Consider the following 24999-nt stretch of genomic DNA (forward strand, 5'->3'; position numbering starts at 1 on the left):
AAGATTCTGAGTTAAAAAAACTTAGAATCTTAGCATCTTAGAGCCTTAGTATCTTAAATAAGAACCACTAATCTTTTTCCGTCAACAACTTCGGCATTCCACATTTTTTCAATATCTGATAAATTCACTTTTTCAATATTTACTTTTAGTATATTTTTAGAAGCCAAAAGAAACATTTCTGGAAGTATTTCAGAAAATAATAATTTCACTTCATCCTTTGTCCAGCTTCCTAAACCCGATCCTGATAACTGCAAATCAACGCTTCTTAGAATTTGCGCAGATAATTGAATCGTATCTCCAGACATAGAACCAACAGAAACGTATCTTGTTTTAGGTGTAAAATTTCCATTTCCTTTTAAAACTGAAAGAATAAGTTCAGCCGATTGTCCCCATAAATAATCAATGACAATATCAATAGGAGAGTTTTGATGAATTTGTTTTAACTGATTAATAATAGATTCGTCTTTTTGTTTTAGCGAAACAATCTCGTCAGCGCCTAATTCTAAAAGACTTTGAAGTGTCTTTTCGTTTCTTCCAGTAACAATTATTTTCTTTGCTCCATAATGTTTAGCAATTTGTATCGCCATTTGGCCTGTAAACCCTGTTGCTCCATTTATTAAAACCGTTTCACCAGGTTTTATTCCTGCTCTAAATCGAAGTGCCATTGCCGAGCCGGCAACCGCATTAGGCAATGTTGCGGCCGTCGCATCGTCAATTCCGTCAGGCAATACAACCATTCTGCTTTTTTCTACTAAAGCTTTTTCAGCAATTGTTCCAGAAATTCCGCGTGCATAAAGTCTTGTGCCGTTTTCCAAAACTCCAACAGCATCACTGCCGACTACAAATCCATTTTGATTTTCATTTTCTGAAGAATAATGATCTCCGCTGGCAATTCCTTTGTCTAAATTGGTAATCGCAACGGCTTTAACCGAAATTAAAACCTCGTTTTCATTTGATACAATTGGTTCTGCAAAATCTGCATATTTGGGTAATTCGCCTTTTTTATAAACTACTGCTGCTTTCATAATTATTAAATTTTATGAAGCAAAATTATAGAGCCATTTGCGGGAAGACGATAACATTTGTTATCAAATGAAAAGAGCTATTTATTTTGAAGCAGTTTACTTTTTATCCGGCTTAAATGAACTGTACTCACACCCAAATAAGAAGCAATATAATGCTGTGGCACTCTTTGTACTATTTGAGGTTTTTCTTCAATTAAACTAAGATAACGCTGAGCAGGAGAATCTTTTAGAAATGAGAAAAAATGTTTCATATAATCAAATGTTCTCTGAAAAAGCATATTAATTAATCGGTCTCGCAGTTCTGGAATTTCCTTTATTTCTTCAATTATGGTATCAACATCTTCTTTATGAATCCACCATAAAACAGAAGGTTCGATTGTTTCTATAAAAACCGGACTCGGAAATTTTTTCATAAAACTTTCAATAGAAGAAACGCTTTGATTTTCGAAAAAGAACTGCGAAGTCAGATCTTTTCCGTTATGATTGAACCAAACACGAATACAGCCTTTTTCGATAACAAAAAGTTTTTTTGAAATTTCCCCTTCTTCTAAAAGAGTTGTTTTGGCAGCAACTTCAATGCGATTGAAATAATTGGTGTATTCAATCCATTTTTCATCGGTTACAGGGAATTTATTTCGGAATTGGTCGAACATTAATTTTTCAATTTAAATTCTACTTCGAATCCGATTCTACTTCAAACAGCTGCACTTGATTTTTCAAACGATCTATCAACAAATTCATCATTCTTTTATTTAAACTTGAAGAATTTTGAATATAAGTATCGTATTCTTGAATGGTGAAAAGCGCCATTACAATTCCTTTTAAAGAATTTCTGAATTTAATATCTTTTTGAATTGAATTTTCAATTGTCTGCAGTTTCCTTTCAACAGAATACGAATAAAAATCTGGTTTGTTTTTATTCACATAATTTATAAAAACCGCTACAAAAAGGTCGTTTTGAAGCTTTAAAATAGGTCGAATGGTTTGATTTTGAAAGATCTCATCTGGAGAAGATTGAGCACTTACAGTTCCTAAAGTTTCGCCTCTGAATTCTTTTAAAAAAGTGTCTCTATCTGCCATGTTTTTTCTTTAAAGTTAAATAAATAATCCCACAGTAAAAACCTATTTTTGTTTTTTATAAAATAAAAATATGCGATTATTTCTATTTCTGAGCGTACTGCTAGTTTCCTGCAATTCAAAAGAAGATAAAGATAAATATAATCATGCCCTTTATCGTGCTGTAAACAATAAAGATACTGCGGTTTTAGATATTCATATGAACGACAAACGTTTTTATGGACGATATGAAATTTCGCGTTACGGATATGGAAAAGATTCTGGTGACGTAAGAGGTGATCTTAAAGGCGATACACTTCGAGGCGATTATCATTATATTTCTTTTGGCGGAAGCTGGAAAAGAGTTCCACTGGCACTTTTAAAGAAGGATAACAAACTTTACTTAGGAAAAGGTGTTATCGGAACTTACTTCAATCTTCCCTGTTTTGTACCTGGAGTTCCAATTGAGTACAATAACTCAGAGTTTATTTTTGAGAGAATAGAGGAGTAGGGGATTTGTTTCAGGTTTCAGGTTTCAGGTTTCAGGTTTCAGGTTTCAGGTTCTTTGCGATAACTTGAAACCTGAAACTTGAAACAAAAAAAACTATTCTAATTTTCCAATCTGAGAAGGAAGTTCAAATATTTCCAAATCAAAATAACCTACAGAAGCCATAACGTGGTCGAAAATATCTGCCATAATATATTCGTAGTTTGCCCAGCGTTTATCACTTGAAAACACATAAATTTCTAACGGAACTCCGTGGGCTGTTGACTGCAATTGTCTGCACATAATATGCATGTTTTTATTCAATCCCGGATGATCCATCAAATACTGCATGATGTATTTTCGGAACAAACCTAAATTAGTCATATTACGTCCATTTAGCGAAAGCGTTTTGTCAACACCTCTCAAATCGTTGTATTTTTCAATCTCGGCTTGTCTACTGTCAATATAAGCTGTAATAAGCTGAATTTTTCGCATTTGAGCCAGATCTTCAGTATTCAAAAAACGAATCGTACTGCTTTTTATTAGAACATGTCTTTTAATACGTCTTCCTTCTGATTTCTGCATGCCGCGCCAGTTCTGAAAAGAATCTGAACTTAAAGCATAAGTCGGAATTGTGGTAATGGTATTATCAAAGTTTCGAACTTTTACTGTCGTCAAATTGATTTCAATAACATCTCCATCAGCACCAAATTTATCCATTGTAATCCAGTCGCCGATACGAACCATATCGTTGATTGCAACCTGAACACTGGAAACAAATCCAAGAATGGTATCCCTAAAAATCAAGATAATAATTGCCGAAAGCGTTCCTAGAATGGTTAAAAGTTCGCCTTTTTTGATTCCGAATAAAGTTGAAATAATAAGTGCCACTCCAAAAATCCAAAGCACAATCATAATTACCTGAACGAAACTATCTATCGGTTTATCGCTGTATTCTGGTTTTTGTTTTAAATAATCGCGTAACGAATTAAAAACAGTTCTAACGATCCATAATCCAAGTAATACAATATAAATACCAACTATTTTTCCGAACAATAATTCCCAATAATCGTACTTATCCAAAATAATTGGAACTGCTTTATAAATAAAGAAAAATGGAATTAAATAAGCAGTATATCTTGTGGTTTTGTTTTGGATTAAATAATCGTCAAATTTTGTTTTAGTACGCTGTGCAAAAACTGCTGTCAGGGTTACTAAAACAAATTTGGCAGCATAGTAAATAACGTATGCTAATGCTATTAAAATAATTATGTTAAAGATCAAACTGATATAAGACGCAAAGTTGCGGCTCATTCCCCAATCTCTAAAAACAGGATATAAAAAATTGAATACTTTATCCAAAAGCTTATGCATTTTCTAAGTATTTTTTCTCAATATAGAAAGTTCCAAAAGGAATAAGAGAAGCGATTAAAATGATCCCAAAAGTTTTTAAATCCCAATTTTGAGATTTTTTCAATAAAAAAGCCAAAATAATATATCCGATAAATAAAACACCATGTGTCATTCCTAACGGACGTAATAAGGTATGATAAAGTTCAGGATTATTCGTTTTGATAATAAGCATATTAGCGAATAACACTAAGTAAGAAATTCCTTCTAGGATGGCTGTAACTTTAAAAATCTTGAGCATTGATACTATTTTTTTAAATTATAGCAGCAAAATTAAGTATTATGGTTGGTTTTTAAGTTATGTATCAAGAAAGTAATTTACTTTTGTATTCTTAAACTTTGATAATGAGCAAACGCGATTTAAAAAAATATTTATCCGAATTAAATAAGGAACAACTCGAAGAACAATTGATCGAATTGTATGAAAAATTCAGTCCAGTAAAAGTATATTATGACTTTGTTTTTAATCCGAAAGAAGACAAATTACTTCAGGATGCCAAAGTTAAAATTTCGCACGAATATTTTCCGATTAAAAAGCCAGGAGCAAAATGGCGCCCAAGAGCCAAAATGCGAAGATCTGTCGCTCAAAAGCTTATCAAACATTTTATTATGCTTGGAGTTGATGCTTTCGTGATTGCAGATATAATGTTGTATAATATTGAAATTGCCCAGACTTATTCTTCTCAAAATTTCATAAAACAAGAATTATTTTACAAAAGTATATTTAATTCTTTTGAGCAGGCCGTTAATTTTATTGTCTCAAATGGCATTTTTAACGAATATAAATTGCGAATTAATGCAATTCAGCAAGAAACTTTAGACCAAAAATGGAAAAATAAGTACGATTTTGAAGCCATTTTGGAGAAAATCGACTACTAAATGCCTCTCTCATAAAAAATCTTAGTTTAAAAAAAACATTTATTTTAGGTTAAAATAAGATGAATAACTGTTTTTTCGGTGTATTTTTGCAAAAATCCAAAAATAAACAATGTCTCAAAACACTTTAGAAATAGAAAGAGAAGAGAAAAAAGAACTGTATGCATATCAAAAAGGTGATATTGATGCCATTTTTGACCGTTTAGACAATGCTCCTCCAAGACACCATTTACTGTACCAGCTTCCAACAGGAGGAGGAAAAACAGTAATATTTTCTGAAATCGTTCGCCGCTATTTATCTAATAATGATAAAAAAGTGGTTGTTTTAACGCACCGTATCGAACTTTGTAAACAAACTTCAAAGATGTTGACAGGTTTTGGTGTTACAAACAAAATTATCAATAGTAAGGTAAAAGAACTTCCTGACCAAAACGATTTTTCATGTTTTGTGGCGATGGTTGAAACTTTAAAAAACCGTATTAATGATGAAAAACTTCATCTGGATAATATTGGTTTGGTTATTATTGATGAGGCGCATTACAATTCATTTCGTAAATTATTAAACTCATTTAAAAATGCTTTTATTCTTGGAGTAACAGCAACGCCTTTGAGTTCCAATATAAAATTACCAATGCACCAAAGCTACCACGAACTTATTGTTGGTGATACAATTGGGTCATTGATTGACAAAGGATTTTTGGCTAGAGCAACTACTTATAGTTATGATGTTGGTTTAACGTCATTAAAAGTAGGTATCAATGGTGATTATACAGTAAAATCATCTGATGATTTGTATACGAATACTTTGATGCAGGAAAAACTGCTTCATGCGTATACAGAACGTTCGTTAGGCAAGAAAACATTGATTTTCAATAACGGTATTCATACTTCTTTATATGTTTATGAAACATTTAGAGAAGCAGGTTACGATATTAGACACCTTGATAATACAAGCAGTTCTGAAGAACGTAAAGACATTTTGCAATGGTTTAAAAAGACTCCAGATGCGATTTTGACATCTGTTGGAATTTTGACAACTGGTTTTGATGAGCCGACTGTAGAAACTATTATTTTGAACAGAGCAACAAAATCTCTGACGCTTTATTTTCAGATGATTGGTCGTGGTTCTCGTAAGTTACCTGGAAAAGACGAATTTACAGTTATTGATTTAGGAAATAATGCCGCACGTTTTGGTTTATGGAGCGATCCTGTAAACTGGCAGCACATTTTTAAATCGCCAGAGTTTTATTTGGAAAATCTGCGTGATGACCATGAAATTGAGTTGTTTTTCAAATATAGCATGCCGCCAGAATTGCGAGCTAAATTTAGTAAAACTGCCGATGTTACCTTTGATGTTGATGAAGAACATAAATTAATTATCAAACAAAATCTTCGTTCAAAAGTAGTTTTAGATAAATCGCTTGATCAGCATGCTGCAATGTGTGTAGACAATACAGAAACATTACAGGAAGCAAAATCATTAGCAAAAGAACTTGATGACGATATAGAAGATCGTATTAAGCGTTATTCTAAATGTTTGAGCCAGTGCAGTAAAAACTACCGTGAATGGCTTGTAGACGATTACAAACAAAGATTAACTTTATTAATCGGTAAAAAATATCGTGAGAAAATCATGAACGAACCGGATTGATAAATTTTAGTTGAAAAGTTTCAGGTTTCATGTTTCAAGTTGTTGGAATCTAAAACATTAATATATTTACAAAAGGAGAAATAGCATTTCAGAGCAAATGTGATTTCTCCTTTACAACTTAATAAGTTTCTGTGTAACTTGAAACATGAAACTTGAAACAAAAACTAAATAAATATGTCTAAACAATTCTCAACATTAGGACTTTCAGCGCCAATTTTAAAAGCTTTAGGCGAATTAAACATTGTTGAACCTACTGAAATTCAACAAAAAACAATTCCGCTTTTACTGTCTGAAATCCATGACGTTGTGGGTTTAGCAAAAACTGGAACAGGAAAAACTGCTGCTTTTGGTTTACCAATATTACAATTGGTCAATTCACAATCAACTGTAGTTCAAGCTGTTATTTTAGTTCCTACTAGAGAACTTGGACAGCAGATTTTTAGAAACTTAGAAGGATTTTCAAAATATATTCCTAATATATCTATTGCTTCAATCTGCGGAGGAACTCCGATAAAACCACAAATTGAAAGACTTAAAGAAGGCGCACAAATTGTTGTAGCAACTCCAGGACGTCTTATCGATTTGATTCAGCGTAAAGCAATTGATCTAAAGCAGACAGAATATCTAGTTTTGGATGAAGCCGATGAAATGGTTGCTATCCTGAAAGAAAGTTTAGACGAAATCGTCGCTGAATTACCAAAAAAACATCGTACACTATTATTTTCGGCAACGCTCCCTGGAACAATCAAACAACTGATTCAGAATTATTTGAACAAAAATGTAGTTCAAGTAAGTGCGAATATGGAAACTGTTGGAAACGAAGGAATTGATCACGAATATATTGTTGTTGATCCGATCGAAAAACTGGAAGTTTTAATGCATTTCTTGAATTCAAAAGATGGGGAACGTGGTATTATTTTCTGTAAAACAAAAGCTGCAGTTAATAAACTGGCTAAAAATCTGGCTATAAATAAGTTCTCATCTGGAGCACTTCATGGAAGTTTGAGCCAGGGAATCCGTGACAGGATTATGGAGCAATTTCGTGAAGGACATATCAATATTTTAGTCGCTACCGATTTGGCTGCTCGAGGAATAGACGTAAAAGAAATCTCTTATGTGGTGAATTACCATCTTCCTGATACATACGAAAATTATGTTCACAGAAGTGGAAGAACAGCAAGGGCAGGAGCAAAGGGACTTTCTCTAACAGTTTTACAACAAGAAGAAACTGCTGAAATTGCCGATTTTGAAAGAGAATTGGGAATTAAATTTTTAGAATTTAAAAAACCATCTGCAGCAAGTCTGGAAGAAAACAATATGCTTTTGTGGGCAAAACAAATCTTCAAAACAAAACCAAATCATGAGATTGCAAATGAGCTAAAAACAAAAGTAAAAACTGTTTTTCATCATTTAACAAAAGAAGAACTAATAGAGAAATTGATGGCAAATTATATTTTGCAGAACAAAATCGATATAGTTGAAAAACCTGTTAAAAAATTCAAAAAGTAATAATTATGACTTTTGTCATTGTATATTAAAGTTGTACATTTATAAGGAATAATTTTATAATCCTACTTAAATTAACAACATATATGAAAATAGTCATTATTGGAGGTGGATTTGCAGGAATCAATCTGGCAAAAGAACTTGTAGACCATCCTCAAATACAAGTAACACTTGTAGACAAGAATAATTATAACTTTTTCCCACCACTTATATATCAAGTTGCTACGGCTTTTTTGGAGCCATCAAGCATCAGTTATCCTTTTAGAAAGTTTTTTGCAGGTAAAAAAAACCTGCAGTTTCGTTTAGGTGAATTATTATCTGTTGTCCCAGCAGAAAAGAAAATCGTGCTGAACAATGGAGAATTGACATACGATCATTTGGTTTTTGCAACTGGAGCCGAAACCAGCTACTTTGGCATGGAAAACGTAATGAAAAATGCCATTCCGATGAAGACATTAAATGATGCCATCGAAATGCGTAACGCATTGCTTAAAAACCTAGAAAAGGCTGCTATCTGTAAAGATATGCGCAAAAGACGCAAATTATTGACCATCGTAGTTGCCGGAGGAGGACCAACAGGAGTGGAGGTTTCTGGAATGTTTGCAGAAATGCGAAAAAATATACTTTTAAAAGAATATCCAGAATTAGATACATCTGCAAGTAATGTTTATTTAGTTGATGGAGGAGATGCTTTACTGTCTCCAATGAGTAAGGAATCTCAAAAAGATACTTTAGAGGCGTTGACAAAATTAGGAGTTGTGGTAAAACTAAACACTAAAGTTGTTGATTATGTAGATGATACTGTGTTTTTTGAAGGTGGAGAAACGATTAAAACTAAAAACTTAATCTGGGCCGCTGGAGTTTCTGCTAAAATTTTCGAAGGAATTCCGAAAGAAAGTTATGGCCGCGGCAGACGTATGGCGACTGACCAATACAATAAAGTAAACGGATTAGAAAATGTCTATGCGATTGGTGATACAGCAATTACTGCTGGAGATAAAAATTTCCCTGACGGACACCCGCAGGTTGCGCAAGTTGCTATTCAACAAGGACTTAATCTAGCTAAAAACTTTAAAGCTATGGTTAAAAATAAACCTTTGACTCCATTTATGTATAAAGACAAAGGTTCTATGGCAATCATTGGAAAAAACAAAGCTGTAGTAGATTTACCAAGTCCAAAATGGCATTTTAAAGGATTTTTTGCTTGGGTTATCTGGCTGTTTATTCACTTGATTTCTTTGATCACTTACAGAAACAGATTAAATACATTCTGGAACTGGATGGTTGCTTATTTCGCAAAAGATCAATCTCTTAGAATGATTATTCGACCAGAAAAAAGACAGCAAAGTTAGAATTTTTAAATTCCAAAACTTTAAATTCCAATTTTTTAAATTCCAAATTCCAAGATAGGAATCAAAAAAAAGCAGAATCTATATTTTTAGATTCTGCTTTTTTATAAGTTGGAATTTGGAATTTAAAAAATTGAAAATTTAAAAGTTTTAATGAGCAATCATAACATCATCGCTATCCGAAAGTTCTACTTTATTTTTTATAAATCGTTTCCCGATATTTAAAATAATAAATGCTGTTATAGTTGTAGTTGCCATAATGGCAACCATTGGAGCTACAGAATCTTTTACGAAAACACCAATTGCAAATGATGCTAACGCACCTAATCCCAACTGAATAGCTCCCATTAAAGCAGATGCGCTTCCTGTATTTTTAGCAAAAGGAGCAAGCGTTAATCCAGCTGTATTCGGATTTGAAATTCCCAAACAAGCCAAAAATAAAAATAACATTCCGATAGTTTGGTATAATCCTAACAGGTCATTTAAAGCTAAAATCAAGAATATAATACTAATTACTGATTGAGAAATTAATGCTCCAAAAATCATTTGTTCACTAGAAAATTTCTTTAACAATATCGAATTTAATTGACTTGATCCAATAAAACTCACAGACATTAAAGCAAAAATCCAACCGTAAGTTTTGGCGTCAACCTTATAAATATCCATAAATACGATAGGAGATGCTGCTACATAAGAAAATAATCCTGAGAAAGCTATTGCTCCAGTGAAAGCATACGTATAAAATTGAGGTTCTTTTAAAACGGCTAAGAAATTAGTAATAATCGGTTTTGGTTTTAATGAAATTGAAGTATCTGGTTTATAAGTGTTTGGAAGCCCAATTTGAGACGCCACTAAAATTACAATTCCCATACACATTAATATAAAGAATACGGCGTGCCAGCCTAAATCTTCTGTAACGTAACCGCCAATTGTAGGCGCCAGCATTGGCGAAAGCCCGACAACAAGCATTAAAAGTGAAAATACTTTTGGAATATCCTTTACAGGAAACAAATCTCGAACCATTGCAACAGAAGCTACAGTTGCAGCACAACTTCCAATTGCCTGTACAAAACGAAGTAAGATAAAAGAATCAATATCAGCAACATAAATACAGCCTAAAGAAGCCAAAATGTAAACAAGTAGACCGATGAAGAGCGGTTTTTTTCGTCCAAAACGATCCAATAATGGTCCATAAAGCAATTGTCCTGCGGAAATACCGATGAAATAACTCGATAAACTCATCGAAACTTTTGCTACAGTTGTATTTAAATCTTTTGCAATTCCAGAGAAACCAGGCAGATACATATCAATAGAAAAGGGACCTAAAGCTGTAAGTGAACCTAAAATGAGGATCAGCTGAATATATTTTTTTGTTGTCATTTTCTTAAAAAAAGGCTTTTAATTTCGTGCAAAGGTAAAGATTTCATACCTTGTAGTATAACTTCAAGAAGTTTATAACAATAAATTACAGTTATTGCCAAATATTTTGGCGTAACTATTTATTAATCATTAATTTAAAAAATATGAAAAAGTACATTTTACTATTAACCATTTTATTTACATCTCTTTCTTTTGCTCAAACTATCACATCAAAACAAGAAGAGGCCAGTGTTGCCCAGTACGAACTCTTAAAAAAAGTAAATCAGTATTATCCTGATATAACTTTAAGTAAATCTGTAACAAATTTTTATGCAGATGGAAATGTTATTGATACACAGCAGGATTTTGACTTGAGAGGCACAAAATTTTCAAGCTACAAATTAGGAATTGAGCCTGGTAATAAAAAAGTAGTTTTTGATTATGTTTCAAATGAAGCTGGCCACGTATACGGCGACGTTACAATTTTTAACGGAAATGCTTTGAGAACAACTTTCAATGAAAAAACAAATCAAATTGACGTTTCATTAAATGGAAAATCAGTTTATTTGAAAAAATTATAGTTTTTATTAAACTTAGAAAAAGCATCATGATTCATGATGCTTTTTTTGTTTTATATTTGGTTCAAATTTTTATACAACAATCTACAATGAAAAAATTTCTTTTTCTGGCAATTTTAATTTCTCTAAAGTCATATTCACAGCATAATAGATTTTCTGGAACCTGGAGCAATGAAAATTGTAAAAACTGTAAAAAAGAATATATTTTCACAATTACAATCGCACAATCTAATTATGCGATTTTTGGAACTGCAGAAGTTACCAGTGAACATAAAGAATTAAATTCTGGAGTCTTAGAAGTTTCCGGATATGTTTATCCGCTTGGCGACAGAGCTCAAATCAAACTTAAAGATAAAGATGGAATTTCTGCAAGCGCAGTTTTAATTACGAATGAAGGAGTTTTACAATTCACAAAACGCGGTGGCGGAGATTTGGTTCCTAAAGATGTAATTTTGAATAAATTATACGAATAGCTCTTCTCTCAGAGTTATTTTAATTTGAACTATAATTTATAGTATGATTTGCAGTATGTCCAAGAAGATGTTAACAACTTTATTAACAGCATTTTTAACCCCTATTTTGCAGTAAAGTAAAGGTATAAAAAAAATAAGGACATAAAAAAACCCCGTTTTATTGGGGCTTATTTATTAGTTTTAATTTAATTATTTTATTTCATTCAATAATTTTCCGTCGACATAATATTGAATAGTTTTAAAGTTACCTTTCAACTTATAGACCGTTCGAACAACTGAACCCGCAAATAGTCGAATATCTCCACTAACAAAAGTACCGTCCTTTAATTTATAAAAATAATCCAAAGAAGTATTTGATTTACTTATTGATACTCTATAAGCATCATAATCTTTAGGAGTTTCATAAAGAAAATCAGTACTTAATATTTCCTGCACTTTTAAATTATTGACTATATTATTTGTAACCTGTTTGCTTACAAGTATGTCAGGATAAAATTGATTTACTTTTTTAATAAAATCGTATTGTTCAATAGAAACAGGCTCTGTTTTCTCGATGTAAATTTTCATGTCAGTATCTTGACAATATACAGCAGAAGAAAACAATATAATAAGTAATAAAGTAATTTTTTTCATGTGGTTTTGTTTGTGAGTTTATAATTACTAAATATTTCAAATATTATGCCAGTTATACTTTTAGTAATATATAGCCTTTCAAAGATATAAAAGTACTATTTTGATGTTCTAAGCCCTTTAAAAAGGTTTCAATGTTACTTTTGGTGTAACTTTTATTATTTTTTAATTCTTCAAAAAGCTTATCAGAAAGACCATTATCACATTCTGATTTAAATTTATCAAGGTATTCTTGAAAAGTTATACCTGTAGCAAATTCATGATTAGCCCCATTCTTTTCATCAATGTACTTTTGCATTAGATCTTGTATTTCCAAACAAATAAATTGATTAGCTTTATACATTCCTAACATATTAGTTCTTTCTTCATCAAAACTTGGTTTAGAATGAAAGGTCTTGTAATACGTTATTAAAGCGATAAAAGTACCAAATATACCTGCAAATATTCCTAATGTTTCCATCAAACTTTTTTTACAAATGTATTTAATATGCTACAGATAAAAAATTTAATTTCACTTTGTCAATTGCTATAAAAGAATAAATAATTATACCTTAGTAAAATATTAAAAATTAAAAATTAATAAATATGAAAAGTATTAAGCTAACTGTTAGTAGTATAAATTTAGACGAGGGAAATTTTAATCCTGATAATTTTTTAAACCAAGCAACAAAACAACTTAATACAATAGAATATGTTATTTACCTAAATCAAATTACTTGTATTTCTTCCAACATAAACGGAGGAACAGATATAAGATTAAGTTGCGGAAAAGAAATTTCATTACTTGATAAGGTTGAAACAGTTGAAAAACTAATCGAAGACACATATAACTCATAATAGCAAAGCCTTTGTAAATTAATACAAAGGCTTATCTATTATATAATCATTGAAATATTGGCGAGAAATATAATTACCTGTTTTACGGTTGTAAATATTAATGTAGTGATAATCAAATCCGACATTTTTACACCAGTTATGTAGATAATATATTGATTTACAAAACTCAACTTTTATTGGTCTTATACTTTTATCTTTATTAAAGATTGTACAACTATAAGGAGTAGGTGTAGTATTAGCCATAAATATTACTTATTTGTAACTCTATCCCATAAAGAAGATTCTTAATCTTAAAACCTCCGTTCACACAAACAAAAGTTGAAATATCAAATTCTCCTTTTTTAATAATACTCGTACCCGCTTCAATATAATTCACATAAGACCAAAATTCATTAGTTCTTATATCCGTGAATATAAAAACGCTAAGACCATACGGATAAGGATTAACTGTAGTCATTTTTACGTAAAAATCTCCAAATTGAACAATACTACCGTTATTCTGAACAGGAAAAGACGTAACCAAGTCATAACCGTTTCTAATGTAATTTGGGTTTTCTCCCTGAAATTCTAAATTATCAATATGAGTACCATTTCTATAAGTATCATAAAATGCTGTATAGAATTTATTGTCTGATTGAATTGTACCAAGTTTTAGCAAAGAATAAACCCTAGTATCGTAAGCATAACCTGAACCCTGAGAAAATCTACCATCTAAACGAAATTGAGGTAATTTATACTCTTTTAAATATCTTAATGGCTTCTTTTGAAAATCACTAAAATTTGAAATCTGAATACTCGAACCAGTAGAGTAAGGAACTCCAAGAAATATTTCTGTAAAAGCAGTAGCAAAATGATTTTCAGGAATAACATTTAAATCGACGTTACCTAAATCATTAATAACTGACAGCATAGCCAAACTATCGTAGTTATTAAAATAAACGCCATTCACACGTTTATTGTCGATGAAAAGCGACAATATGAAAAATGGTGTTTGAATATCTTTTACAGCGTAACCCTGTTCATCATAGTACGGAATTTCCTTTACTTTTACTGCGTATGTATCATCAATATATTGTATATAATTCATGTCGTTTTAATTAAATAAAGGAACTTTTTTTAAGTCCGAGGTTGATAAATATTTTTTTAAATCAGCCTTTAAATCACGGCGTGTAATGACATAATAACAGCCGATTACTAAAGGAACAGTTGTAACTTGTTTTACTTTCAATAACTCGTTAATAGTCTCTCTCTCGTTTTCGAAATTAGACATTGGTTCAGTTATCCAAGTGTACCAAGGAGAATCTTTCGTTTGCTTATTTGTTCCTAACCAAACCGCCAAAGATTCTGCTATATCATGAACTTCTTTACGAGGTGTAATTTTGTTCAATTCAATTTCCTTTGTCATTGGGTTAGAAACTGCAATTCTTAAATCCTTTTCTGCATCTTCCAAAGCTTTTTCCTCAGCATCTTGCGTGAATTTAGCATACCATTTTTTCAATAATGGATAACACACAATGATACCAACAACTAAAAGCCAGTATTTTTGCAGAAAATCAAAGAGCCAAACAGTATTGGCTTGGCTCTTTGTTCTATTAATTATCTCTCTTTGAGCCATAATTATTTCTTCTTAAATAATTTATAAGCTAAGAATCCTGCTAAAGCAACTAATACAACATTTGCAATAGTTTTATTGTTTGCGTAAAAAAGTTTGATTTTATCTAACATCTTGTTTAAATTTTTGAATTAATAATTTTATCGTTTTGGGCGTTTGTTTAGACTGTAACGCTGTAAACAGTATAAAAAAAAAGTAGCACGGGAATAATCAAATAATTGAACTTGAATTTCTTCTTAGCCGTTACGGTAACACTTGCAAGGTTGTAATCTCCCATAATGTCAATAGCATCCTGAATGTCTGAATCGTAAATTAAATTGTGATCGGGTGCGCATTCATGTTTAATAATTGCACGGGCAATCACTAAGTAAAATTTTGCATCTACAATTTTAATTGTTTGGTCAGGGTCTAAACCGACAGCTTTTGAGATAACCTCAATATACTTTTGAGTATCATTTTCAAATGGTGGGGCATACTCAGTTATAAGCTTTCTTACGGTATTTTTACCTTTATCAATATCATTTGTCAAATCTCGCAACATGGCACGAATACCGTATTTTACTTCTGTAAACTGTTCAAAATGTTTATCTGTATTTTGAGCATTTGGTATTTTTCCCTGCCAAGCAATATTTGTCAAAACCAAGTTACCCGGATTATTATTTCGAATACCTCGAGTTAATTCTTTTCTACCTAAATAACTACTCATTTTCTTCTGTAATTAAAGGTTTGGCAGGTGCTTGAGGTTCATCTTTTCCGAAATCTAGCTTGCTTAATTCATCCGACACAACCTGAATACCTTTTAAAATAGCGGTTACAACCGCACCATATTTTACGATAATACCAATTATCGAAACAATTCCTTTCAAATTTTTCATGACTTATTTTGTTTTAATTGTTTTCTTTTTTCTAAATGCTCTTTGAGTAAATCGACCCCCTCATGAAGTATAAGAGGGAGGAACTTTAATATGAACCTAAACATTAGTTCGAACGAATAAATGTACCTGCATAACCTCCGTTTTTCGCACGTGGATTAATTACAAATGCCATACTGTCAATTACGACTTTACCGCCATTTTTCTGCATTGTACCCCAGTGAAATGATTGAACACCAGTTTTAGTGTTTGTAAAAGTGCATGCTACAGAACCAAACCAACCTTTTTCAGAAAGATTTGATTTATTTGTAGTTACACATTTAATTGCAATCAATTCTCCTTTAGACAATCTCCAACCAGTTGTTAAATGCTGTTCAACACCTTTATTCGGACCAGTAACAGGCATGTAAGTAGTGTACTTTGCACCTGAATGCTTTACCTTTTGTTGGTTATTGTTATTATTGTTGTAATTCTGATTATTAGAATTTTTTCTATTTTGTGCCATTACTTTATAATGTGTTTAATTAATAATATGATTTCAGCCAGTTTTTTTACTATGATTACTGCCGAATCTATCAGAAATACAATAAGATAGATTCGATAGTAATTTTTCGGCTTGCTATCTTTTTCTAGCAACTCTTCTTCCTGAATTATTGCGGTCACGTCTTAAAAACCAAATCAATGCAATAAGACCAGCGACAGCACCTAAAACAATTTTCCAGTTTCTTTGAAACCAAACCTTAATAGTTGAACTTACGACAGTAGCACCAACCTGACCAGAACCCTGAACAAAACCAGTACTTAAACCGTCATTAATCCCAGTTGTTACGGCTTTTGCAAAAATCTGAGAACCTGCATTCGCTACAGCACCAACCGCTTGACTTGCCGTATTTAAAGCCATCTGTTTATTGTATTCTTCCTCAGCCTGCTTATTCGCTTTTTTTGCTTCGTGAGCATCTTGCAAATTCTGCGAAATGTTTTGAACAGTTCCACCAACGAAAGGAATAGCACCCATAATAGGAGTAGCGACCTTTACCAAATTTTTGAACGAAACGTTTTTCTTAATCGCTGTTCCAATTTTTTTAAAAAATCCCATAGCTTACACAGTTTTTAAACATCTTACGACGAAATTAATAATTGAGCCTTGCGACTTATTGATTTCAATACCAACCACAGCCACTAAAGGCAAGGTTAATCTATCCGTTAAACCTTGTAAAACTTTCCCATCTGCAAGAACAGCTTGAATAGGGTCAATATCACGGCTTAATGTTTGCAATTCAAAAGGAAGGTATTTAACTACCTGACCGTTTGAATACTGGTAAGACAAATCACTTACTGAATCGTCAACAGTCATGACAGCCAAATCAAATCCCTGAACATCAATTTTTTTGTTGAACTCCTCAGAAGCAACAGATTTTTGTTCAAAAAAGAATAAATTGTTTGTTTGCTGTGGCTCTTCGATTCCGTGTAAATCGTAGCGTTTACCTGCAATTAAATCTTCAAGAGTAATTTTAATACTCTCTTTATCTGCAAGATAAATTGAACCTTCGTCTGCTAATTCACATAATGCAATCAAAGCATTATCTTCATCGGACTGTGTATTTTCAGTTCCGTAGGTACTTGCTAAAATGAAATCTTTAAGCAAAACTTTATTTGCTAAAATGACATTCGAGCCGTTTCCACGTTCAATGTAAATACTAATTTTTTCAGTAGTTAAACCTGATAACGGCACATCACTTGAAAGAATTAAAGCACCGATTGCTTTTGTTACTTGAAGTTCTGGCGATTTTGTAACGCCTGTAATAGTTGCAATTTTCATTTGTTATAAATTTTATTTGTTTAAATTTCTTTCACAAAGGTTATTGCAACTATTATTTGACGTTCCCTAAAATTCCCTATAATTCCACAATTTTCCCTAATTATCCCTATAATATGCCGTAATTAATTAGGTCTTGTACAGTTAAATAACTCCTTTTTAATTCTAAGGAATCGAGTATAACTTGATACTCTTTGCAAGCAGTTTTATAACTTAATTCAAGAATATGCATTAATTGGGTTTTAGTTACTTTTTGGCTTGTATTTTGTGTTTTCATGGCTTATAAAAATAAAAGTTGATGTTCGTGGAATAATTCAGAATCAAAATCATTTACTAATTTTTCCTTTGTTCTAAATTCGTGTAGATAGAAATGTAATTTGTTTTGAAACCAAACAATAAGTTGGTTTTCAGTAGTCATGTCCATATCTTGAAGTAAAAGATTTAGAGCGACGATATAAGATATATCCTGATTGTTTGCGTAATATTCTCTAAATAGAGATTTTGCAAGACGTTTTTTAATTGTTGTCGAAGAAAGAACAACCTTTTTTAAACGCTTGATTACGGGATTGAATTTGGTAATTTGGGACTGTAAAAAATCAAAATCAAAAAGAGTAATGAGCTTTTCTTTATTGATTTGACTTTTGCCAGTATTCTCACGAAGTTCAAAAAAACCTTTATTAGCGATTTTCAATAACTCATAAAGATTTGCTTTATCAAAAACACCCCAAGTCATTGCCTGACTGATATTTACATTTCCTTTTGAATGTTCGTTAAGACCTCTAAAAAACGCTGAATTTAACTGATATTCAAAACGCCAAACATTGTCGTTTTTCAAACCATTATTTGCATAATATTCATTTATGTATGGCTTTTCGGTCAGCTGTAAAGACAGCGTTTTGTTATAGCATCGTATTATTTTATCAGATGTTCTTTTCCCAATTTGGAAGCCGTTAAGTATTGATTTCCCTTTGTAGGTTTCAAAATAGCTTTGTAAATTTTTTGGACGCCCCGAAATAAGGTAGTTACCTGCAACCACATTACTATATAAATTACGGTAAGAATTGTTGATATCAGACTTGTCAAGGCATATATCCAGTCTATTAATAGACTTAAATAAGTAGTTCGTTTCATCGCAAAAAGCATTTATGACACCTTTTAAAGCGTCGTTAGATAATGTGTAAAATAGATTGTTTTCAAATTGAAGCTGAGCAAATTGCTCGCTCATAATCGCTGAGCGTGGTCTTGCTGTGTAAATACCGATTTTTAAATCCTCATAATATAAATCTGCTCTTAGCTCAAAAATCTTAGTTCCGTATTCGTAAGGTTTTAAGCGAAACTTTGAATGTTCAGGAAATTCTCCAAACGGTTGACCCTCTAAATTGATAATTAAGTAGTCTATATTTATAAGAGTAGGTTTTAAATTATTGTTTTTGAATTTAGTTTGGGCTTGATGCCTTTCTTTATATGAAATCATTGTTTTTAGTAGGTTTTGAGTGAGTTAGTTGCCGTTATACCCTACGGCAACTATTGAAAAATCGAAAGGGGAGTAGCAAAAAATTAATTTTCCGAATCCTGCCAAAGTGAATAATGATTTTTTGGTAAATCATTTATCGTAAATTCTTTCTTTGAAATTGCTTCAGTTATTTTCTTTTCAACTTCAAAAAATTTCTGCCTATAATTTGAAATCTGAGAATTAAAAAAAACATTTATCTGCTGACCAATATTTTTAATTTCTCTAATCGTAAAATCATGCTGATATTTTAAACCAAGTAAATCGACAGTCTCTACAGGATTTTTTGAATATTCATTTAAATCATGATTTAATCCAGCTAATTCCAAAAGCAAATTTTCTCGTTTTTGGATTAAAAGTAAAATTGTTGACATATATTAAGGTATTAGAAGATTATGTTTAAGAAGTTTTGAAATCAGCGTTTTCTGAGAATTGCAATAAAAAATAAATTCGTGAACACAAAAAGATTGAGTTACTATAAAGCAATCCGTACAAACTCTAATTGTAATTCCTATATTTGAACCACGGATTCTTAGAAATAATGTTTGGAACTTTAAGTGTGATGTTTTGCAAAATGGGCGCATCTTTTTCAAGAATGTTTTTGCATTGAAATTTGTGTGACGCATTTTAGCTAATTCTACAAGTAAGAGTGTGTAATTCTCTAAAGAAGATCGTTTTAAGGCCATGTGGTAATTGTTAATATGTTATACCACAAATGAACTATAATTTATATTATGTAAAATAGAATATTTTAAAAACCACTGCTCATGCTACTTTAATCTTTTTTATATAACCGTTTACAAACGTCTCTGGGTACTCCTCTGAAAATATTTATTTCTAAATTTAGTTTAAACGCAAACTGATAAACTTAAACTCTTTAAAAAAATAAACAGCCAAATCTTAACTTTAAAAAACCATTTTTAAGCCTTTAAATCAGTAATGTTTAACATTTTCTTAATATTCTTTATATTCTCATCAAGATGCTTTCATTGTAAGACTTTATTTTATTATTTTTACATTCGATACTTTAAAAATAAATTATCAAACATATGAATACAGTCGCTGAGCATATTGCAGATTTTTTAAAAGAATACAAACCATTTGATAATTTAACTTTTCAGGAATTATCAGATATTGCTACGAATATTCGTGTCATTAATTTAGAAAAACATGCGGTTTTGTTTCAAAATAACGATCCGCTTCATGATAGTTTTTATGTTGTAGCTTCTGGTGTAATTAATCTTACGACTATTGCAGACGCTGAAGAAACAATTATAAATAAATGTCACGAAGGAGATATTTTTGGTTTACGTCCGTTTTTTGCCAAAAATAATTACATGATGACCGCTAAAGCACGTGAAGAAAGTATTATATACGCTATTCCAATCGCTGTGTTTAGACCTTTTGTTGCTAATAACTCAGACGTTTTAAACTTTTTATTAGAAAGTTTTGCTGTAAATTCAAGACATACAAAAGACAGCGTGAGCTCAAACGGTAAACTGATTTCTGATACTGATTTCTTAGATCAGCAATCAGAAATGCAATATATTCAGTCACTTAACTACAATAATTCGCCGTTAACAACGCAATCTAATCATATTATTAAAGATGTTGCGATTTTAATGACCGATTCGATGGTCGATAATATTATAATCTGCGAAAAAAATCACCCTATTGGTATTGTTACCAATGCCGATTTATCTTCGAAGATTGCAACAGGACGTTATCCTATTACTGAAACTATTGACAAAATTATGTCATCGCCGGTTGTTACGGTTTTAGAAAATGTTTCATTAGCAGAAGCGCAATTGTTAATGCTGAAACATAATGTGACACACCTATGCGTTACAAAAGACGGAACAAGCAAATCTGTTGTAAAAGGAATTATTTCTGAACACGATCTTATTGTGGCTCAAGCCAGTAACCCTGGTGTTTTAATTAAAGAAATTAAACGTTCGCAACTTCCGAAAGATTTAAAACAAATACGTGATCGTTTATCAGATTTGATTCAAAATTCAATTCAAAAAAATATTCCAATTTCGCATGTGAGTAATATTGCAAGTGAAATAAACTTGGCTATCATTAAACGCGCTGTTGAGCTGTCCATTTTAGATTTAGGCTCCCCTCCTGCACGTTTTGCTTGGTTAAGTATTGGAAGTCAAGGCCGTAAAGAACAACTGTTACTTACAGACCAAGACAGTATTTTAATTTTTGAAGATGTTACACCTGAAAAATACAGAGAAGTAAAAGATTATTTCTTGAGATTAGCAAAAAGAACAACTTCTATACTTGAAAAAGTAGGTTACGAATATTGCCCTAATGGACATATGGGAAGCAATATGCTTTGGTGTAAATCACTGAGTGACTGGACAAAACAATACAACAGCTGGATGAATACTCCAGGTGAAAACAGTAATGATTTGAGCAGTATTTTCTTTGATTATGAAATTGTTTTTGGTGAACCAAAAATTGAAGAAGCTATTGAAAATGTTATTTTCAAAAATGCTGTCAACAATACTTTGTTTTTTGACTTTTTAGGAAATGATGCCTTAAAAAGAAATTCTCCTTTAAGCTTCTTTAAGAAATTTATTGTTGAAGAAGAAGGTCCGCATAAAGGTAAATTTGATATAAAAACACGTGCTTTAATGCCATTAATTGATGGTGCGCGTTTATTGATATTAAATGCTAACATTAAAGGAATTCAAAATACTTACTTAAGATTCAAACAATTAGCGATAACAGATTCTAAAAATGCAGAAATTTATTTAAGCTGTGCAGATGCTTTCTTAACCCTTTCGAAATTTAGAACTGTTGAAGGATTAAAAAATGACGACTCTGGCCAATATATTAATTTAAGAGAAATGTCAAAAACTGACAAAGAGAAATTAAAAAATGCTTTAACCCCAATGAAAGACCTGGAGGAACTGATTAAGAGTAAATTTCAATTGACACAATTCTCATAAAATATGCTAGACTGGCTGAAAAATATTAATAAAGACTATCCAGAATTCTGGAAAGATTATTTAACTAAATTCGAAACTAAACCTAATAAGTTTGTTGTTCTATCAACAGAAACATCAGGGTTAAATCCGGATAGAGATGTTATATTGTCTCTTGGTGCGTTCTCAGTTATTGATGATAGTATTGTTATTAAAGAAAGTTTTGAAACTGTTTTACTTCAATACAAATATCTTCAGGATAATGGTCTTTCAAATGAATTTATCATTGAAAGCAAAATGATGAAAATGCCTGAACCAGATGCACTTGAAGCTTTTGTTAATTTTATCGGAAATTCAGTTTTGGTTGGGCATCACATTAATTTTGATGTCGAAATGCTCAATGCAGCTTTAGAACGTCTGGATTGCGGAAGATTAAAAAATGAAGCTCTTGATGTTGACGTGATGTACAGAAAACTAACTGATATAAATGACAAACAGTTTTCGCTTGACGATTTATTCGAAATTTATAAAATTCCGAAAAGCGATCGAAATTCTTCTTCTGAAGATGCTTATAGAATTGGTCTATTATTTTTGAAGTTAAAATCTCGTTTAGGAATTAAATAAAAGTAAAATTTCTTTTTTTAAATTTTTATAAAAGAAAATAATGCGATTGTCAGACTTAGCGAAGTCGAAGTCCCGCAAAGTGATTCTGCAAACGGAGTTCGACTTCGCTAAGTCCGACAAATTATTAAGCCATTTTTCTTTTAGATTAAAATATAAAAAAATGCCTCTTAAATTTAAGAGGCATTTTTTATTTTTCTATAGTTTACTTAAGAAATTCTTTCTTTCATAATTTGTTCTACAACTTCTGGATTTAATAAAGTTGAAGTATCACCAAAATTAGAAAAATCTCCTTCAGCTATTTTACGTAAAATTCTACGCATGATTTTTCCTGAACGTGTTTTTGGCAAACCAGATACAAACTGAATTTTATCTAATTTAGCAATTGGTCCAATGTGATCTGCAATATATTGATTGATCTCTTTAGACAAATTCTCTTTATTTCTAACTTCTCCAGTTTCTTTTAGAATAACGTAACCATACAAAGCATTTCCTTTAATATCATGAGGGAATCCAACAATAGCAGATTCTGCAACTGCAGGGTGTTCGTTGATTGCGTCTTCAATTGGCGCTGTTCCTAAATTGTGGCCAGAAACAATTACAACGTCATCTACTCTACCTGTAATTCTGTAATATCCTACTTCATCTCTTAATGCTCCGTCTCCTGTAAAATATTTTCCAGGAAAAGCAGAGAAATAAGTTTCTTTGTAACGTTCGTGATTATTCCATATAGTTCTAGCAATTCCAGGCCACGGGAATTTAATACATAAACTTCCCACTACTTGGTTTCCTTCAATTTCATTACGTTTCTCATCCATCAAAACGGGTTGAATTCCTGGTAATGGTAAAGTTGCATAAGTAGGTTTTGTAGGTGTAACAAACGCAATCGGTGAAATCATGATTCCTCCAGTTTCTGTCTGCCACCATGTATCTACAACTGGACATCTTTTATCTCCAACATGGTCATTGAACCAGTGCCAAGCTTCCTCGTTAATTGGTTCTCCAACAGATCCAATAACTTTAAGAGATTTAAGAGGATATTTTTGAATATAATCTAGGCTTTCTTTTGCTAACGAACGAATTGCTGTTGGTGCTGTATAGAATTGTGTAATTTTATGTTTTTCGATAATTTCCCAAAAACGGCTGAAATCAGGGTAAGAAGGAACACCTTCAAAAAGTACAGTCGTACCTCCATTTAATAATGGTCCGTATAATATATAAGAATGTCCTGTGATCCAGCCTATATCTGCTGTACACCAGAAAATATCATTTTCTTCGTGGCTGAAAACATTTTTAAAAGTATACGCTGTATAAACCATGTAACCAGCAGTAGTGTGAACCATTCCTTTTGGTTTACCTGTTGATCCTGAAGTATATAAAATAAACAAAGGATCTTCTGCATCCATAATTTCGGCAACACTATTGTCTAAAGCTGCATCTAATAATGGCTGTAACCAGATATCACGGCCTTCTTTCATTTTTACATCAGTTTTAGTTCTTTTTGCCACTAAAACTTTTTCTACAGATGGACAAGTTTCTAAAGCTTCGTCAACAATTCCCTTTAAGTCAATTGTTTTGTTACCTCTATAACCTCCATCAGATGTGATAACCATTTTACATTCGCAGTCGTTAATTCTTGCAGATACTGCAGATGCAGAAAATCCAGCAAAAACAACAGAATGTATCGCTCCAATTCTAGCACAAGCCAATACAGCAACGGCTAATTCTGGAATCATTGGCAAATAAATACAAACTCTATCTCCTTTTCGAACACCCTGCTCGCGAAGAACGTTTGCCATTTTTGAAACTCTTTCGTATAATTCGTTATACGTTATATGTAAAGCATCTTCAGAAGGATCGTTCGGTTCAAAAATAATAGCCGTTTTATCTCCCCTTTTGCTTAAATGTCTATCGATACAGTTTTTGGTAATGTTAACTTTAGCTTCTGTAAACCATTTTACTTCAGCATCAGCCATATTAAAATCAACTACTTTTTCCCATTGTTGGTACCATGTGAAATTCTCCTCAGCTATTTTTCCCCAAAATTTTCTTGGCTCCCTTATTGACTTATTGTAATGTTTAAAATATTGTTCTAAATTTTCAATTTTGTAATAGCTCATCGTTTGTTGAATTTTTTTATAAATGTATTAAATCTGAATGTATTCTAGAAACAATTTAATTCATAAATTTTATCAAAAAAAAACATTTCTTTAATAAAATATTACAATTATTTGCATATGATATAAAATTTTACTTTTAAACCAAAATAGAAAGGGCAAAAAAGGCATAATAAATAGATATTATGCCTTTTTTAATTTAACAAATTTCAATAACAATTAATTTCTTAAATGCCTTACCATACTTTTCTCTATTTTGAAAATAGCAGCATCAT

At 31.6% G+C, this 24999-nt stretch carries 28 protein-coding genes; 10 read left to right on the top strand and 18 right to left on the bottom strand.

Going from position 1 to position 24999, the window contains the following annotated elements; all coding sequences use genetic code 11:
- Positions 1-53 precede the first annotated feature (53 nt).
- The 3 genes from ASE40_RS15345 to ASE40_RS15355 form a co-directional block, all read right to left on the bottom strand.
- Complete coding sequence (locus ASE40_RS15345) at positions 54-1025, bottom strand: zinc-binding alcohol dehydrogenase family protein (RefSeq protein ID WP_057117967.1); 972 nt, start codon at positions 1023-1025, stop codon at positions 54-56.
- A 77-nt stretch (positions 1026-1102) separates the two neighbouring features.
- Positions 1103-1678, bottom strand: coding sequence for a Crp/Fnr family transcriptional regulator (locus tag ASE40_RS15350; RefSeq protein ID WP_057117968.1), 576 nt, complete (start codon positions 1676-1678; stop codon positions 1103-1105).
- 19 nt (positions 1679-1697) lie between these two features.
- The gene (locus ASE40_RS15355; protein ID WP_057117969.1) at positions 1698-2105 is read right to left on the bottom strand and encodes a hypothetical protein; all 408 of its coding nucleotides are present in this window, start codon (positions 2103-2105) and stop codon (positions 1698-1700) included.
- 70 nt (positions 2106-2175) lie between these two features.
- Here ASE40_RS15355 and ASE40_RS15360 point away from each other — a divergent pair, with 70 nt between their 5' ends.
- Positions 2176-2592, top strand: coding sequence for a hypothetical protein (locus tag ASE40_RS15360; protein WP_057117970.1), 417 nt, complete (start codon positions 2176-2178; stop codon positions 2590-2592).
- A 93-nt stretch (positions 2593-2685) separates the two neighbouring features.
- Here the strand turns inward: ASE40_RS15360 and ASE40_RS15365 are convergent, their stop codons facing one another.
- Positions 2686-3942: a mechanosensitive ion channel family protein gene (locus ASE40_RS15365; RefSeq protein ID WP_057117971.1), complete on the bottom strand. Its 1257-nt coding sequence runs from the start codon at positions 3940-3942 to the stop codon at positions 2686-2688.
- Complete coding sequence (locus ASE40_RS15370) at positions 3935-4219, bottom strand: DUF3817 domain-containing protein (protein ID WP_057117972.1); 285 nt, start codon at positions 4217-4219, stop codon at positions 3935-3937. The genes ASE40_RS15365 and ASE40_RS15370 overlap by 8 nt, the downstream gene beginning before the upstream one ends.
- Before the next feature lie 104 nt (positions 4220-4323).
- On the opposite strand from ASE40_RS15370, the gene ASE40_RS15375 reads away from it, so the two are divergent.
- From ASE40_RS15375 to ASE40_RS15390, 4 genes are all read left to right on the top strand, one after another.
- Positions 4324-4857, top strand: a complete 534-nt coding sequence (locus ASE40_RS15375; RefSeq protein ID WP_057117973.1) for a DUF6155 family protein — start codon at positions 4324-4326, stop codon at positions 4855-4857.
- 109 nt (positions 4858-4966) lie between these two features.
- Positions 4967-6505, top strand: coding sequence for a DEAD/DEAH box helicase (locus tag ASE40_RS15380; RefSeq protein WP_057117974.1), 1539 nt, complete (start codon positions 4967-4969; stop codon positions 6503-6505).
- A 174-nt stretch (positions 6506-6679) separates the two neighbouring features.
- Positions 6680-8014 (top strand): DEAD/DEAH box helicase, encoded by a 1335-nt coding sequence (locus tag ASE40_RS15385; RefSeq protein WP_057117975.1) that lies wholly within the window; start codon positions 6680-6682, stop codon positions 8012-8014.
- Between the two features lie 83 nt (positions 8015-8097).
- Entirely contained in the window at positions 8098-9363 is a 1266-nt protein-coding gene (locus ASE40_RS15390; protein ID WP_057117976.1) for an NAD(P)/FAD-dependent oxidoreductase, read from the top strand.
- Between the two features lie 147 nt (positions 9364-9510).
- Here the strand turns inward: ASE40_RS15390 and ASE40_RS15395 are convergent, their stop codons facing one another.
- On the bottom strand, positions 9511-10740 hold the full coding sequence (locus ASE40_RS15395; RefSeq protein ID WP_057117977.1) for a multidrug effflux MFS transporter: 1230 nt from the start codon (positions 10738-10740) through the stop codon (positions 9511-9513).
- Between the two features lie 143 nt (positions 10741-10883).
- On the opposite strand from ASE40_RS15395, the gene ASE40_RS15400 reads away from it, so the two are divergent.
- A complete protein-coding gene (locus ASE40_RS15400; RefSeq protein ID WP_057117978.1) occupies positions 10884-11300 on the top strand; it encodes a hypothetical protein in 417 nt (138 codons plus the stop codon).
- Positions 11301-11386: 86 nt separating this feature from the next.
- Positions 11387-11770 (top strand): hypothetical protein, encoded by a 384-nt coding sequence (locus tag ASE40_RS15405; RefSeq protein WP_057119777.1) that lies wholly within the window; start codon positions 11387-11389, stop codon positions 11768-11770.
- 189 nt (positions 11771-11959) lie between these two features.
- Here ASE40_RS15405 and ASE40_RS15410 read toward each other — a convergent pair whose 3' ends face one another.
- Together ASE40_RS15410 and ASE40_RS15415 are read right to left on the bottom strand one after the other, a co-directional pair.
- Positions 11960-12403: a hypothetical protein gene (locus tag ASE40_RS15410; RefSeq protein ID WP_057117979.1), complete on the bottom strand. Its 444-nt coding sequence runs from the start codon at positions 12401-12403 to the stop codon at positions 11960-11962.
- A gap of 52 nt (positions 12404-12455) precedes the next feature.
- On the bottom strand, positions 12456-12860 hold the full coding sequence (locus tag ASE40_RS15415) for a hypothetical protein (RefSeq protein WP_057117980.1): 405 nt from the start codon (positions 12858-12860) through the stop codon (positions 12456-12458).
- Positions 12861-12985: 125 nt separating this feature from the next.
- On the opposite strand from ASE40_RS15415, the gene ASE40_RS15420 reads away from it, so the two are divergent.
- Positions 12986-13237, top strand: a complete 252-nt coding sequence (locus ASE40_RS15420; RefSeq protein WP_057117981.1) for a hypothetical protein — start codon at positions 12986-12988, stop codon at positions 13235-13237.
- Between the two features lie 235 nt (positions 13238-13472).
- Here ASE40_RS15420 and ASE40_RS15425 read toward each other — a convergent pair whose 3' ends face one another.
- The 9 genes from ASE40_RS15425 to ASE40_RS15460 form a co-directional block, all read right to left on the bottom strand.
- Complete coding sequence (locus ASE40_RS15425; RefSeq protein ID WP_057117982.1) at positions 13473-14324, bottom strand: hypothetical protein; 852 nt, start codon at positions 14322-14324, stop codon at positions 13473-13475.
- Between the two features lie 6 nt (positions 14325-14330).
- On the bottom strand, positions 14331-14852 hold the full coding sequence (locus ASE40_RS15430; RefSeq protein WP_057117983.1) for a hypothetical protein: 522 nt from the start codon (positions 14850-14852) through the stop codon (positions 14331-14333).
- Positions 14853-15009: 157 nt separating this feature from the next.
- On the bottom strand, positions 15010-15555 hold the full coding sequence (locus tag ASE40_RS15435) for a hypothetical protein (protein ID WP_057117984.1): 546 nt from the start codon (positions 15553-15555) through the stop codon (positions 15010-15012).
- Positions 15548-15724: a hypothetical protein gene (locus tag ASE40_RS22055; protein ID WP_157848516.1), complete on the bottom strand. Its 177-nt coding sequence runs from the start codon at positions 15722-15724 to the stop codon at positions 15548-15550. Before ASE40_RS22055 ends, ASE40_RS15435 begins: the two co-directional genes overlap by 8 nt.
- A 103-nt stretch (positions 15725-15827) precedes the next feature.
- A complete protein-coding gene (locus ASE40_RS15440) occupies positions 15828-16226 on the bottom strand; it encodes a hypothetical protein (protein ID WP_057117985.1) in 399 nt (132 codons plus the stop codon).
- Positions 16227-16340: 114 nt separating this feature from the next.
- Positions 16341-16817, bottom strand: coding sequence for a hypothetical protein (locus ASE40_RS15445; protein WP_057117986.1), 477 nt, complete (start codon positions 16815-16817; stop codon positions 16341-16343).
- Positions 16818-16820: 3 nt separating this feature from the next.
- Positions 16821-17540, bottom strand: a complete 720-nt coding sequence (locus tag ASE40_RS15450; protein WP_057117987.1) for a hypothetical protein — start codon at positions 17538-17540, stop codon at positions 16821-16823.
- Positions 17541-17817: 277 nt separating this feature from the next.
- Positions 17818-19011 carry a hypothetical protein gene (locus ASE40_RS15455; protein ID WP_057117988.1) on the bottom strand — a complete coding sequence of 398 codons (1194 nt, stop codon included), beginning with the start codon at positions 19009-19011 and terminating at the stop codon, positions 17818-17820.
- Between the two features lie 83 nt (positions 19012-19094).
- The gene (locus tag ASE40_RS15460; protein WP_057117989.1) at positions 19095-19421 is read right to left on the bottom strand and encodes a hypothetical protein; all 327 of its coding nucleotides are present in this window, start codon (positions 19419-19421) and stop codon (positions 19095-19097) included.
- A 675-nt stretch (positions 19422-20096) separates the two neighbouring features.
- Here ASE40_RS15460 and ASE40_RS15465 point away from each other — a divergent pair.
- Together ASE40_RS15465 and ASE40_RS15470 are read left to right on the top strand one after the other, a co-directional pair.
- Positions 20097-22010: a DUF294 nucleotidyltransferase-like domain-containing protein gene (locus ASE40_RS15465; protein WP_057117990.1), complete on the top strand. Its 1914-nt coding sequence runs from the start codon at positions 20097-20099 to the stop codon at positions 22008-22010.
- Between the two features lie 3 nt (positions 22011-22013).
- On the top strand, positions 22014-22610 hold the full coding sequence (locus tag ASE40_RS15470) for a 3'-5' exonuclease (RefSeq protein ID WP_057117991.1): 597 nt from the start codon (positions 22014-22016) through the stop codon (positions 22608-22610).
- Between the two features lie 206 nt (positions 22611-22816).
- On the opposite strand, the gene acs is transcribed toward ASE40_RS15470, so the two are convergent.
- Entirely contained in the window at positions 22817-24727 is a 1911-nt protein-coding gene (gene acs / locus ASE40_RS15475) for an acetate--CoA ligase (RefSeq protein ID WP_057117992.1), read from the bottom strand.
- Positions 24728-24999: the final 272 nt, after the last annotated feature.

The sequence above is a fragment of the Flavobacterium sp. Root935 genome, assembly GCF_001429295.1.
In the GTDB taxonomy this organism is placed as follows: Bacteria; Bacteroidota; Bacteroidia; order Flavobacteriales; family Flavobacteriaceae; genus Flavobacterium.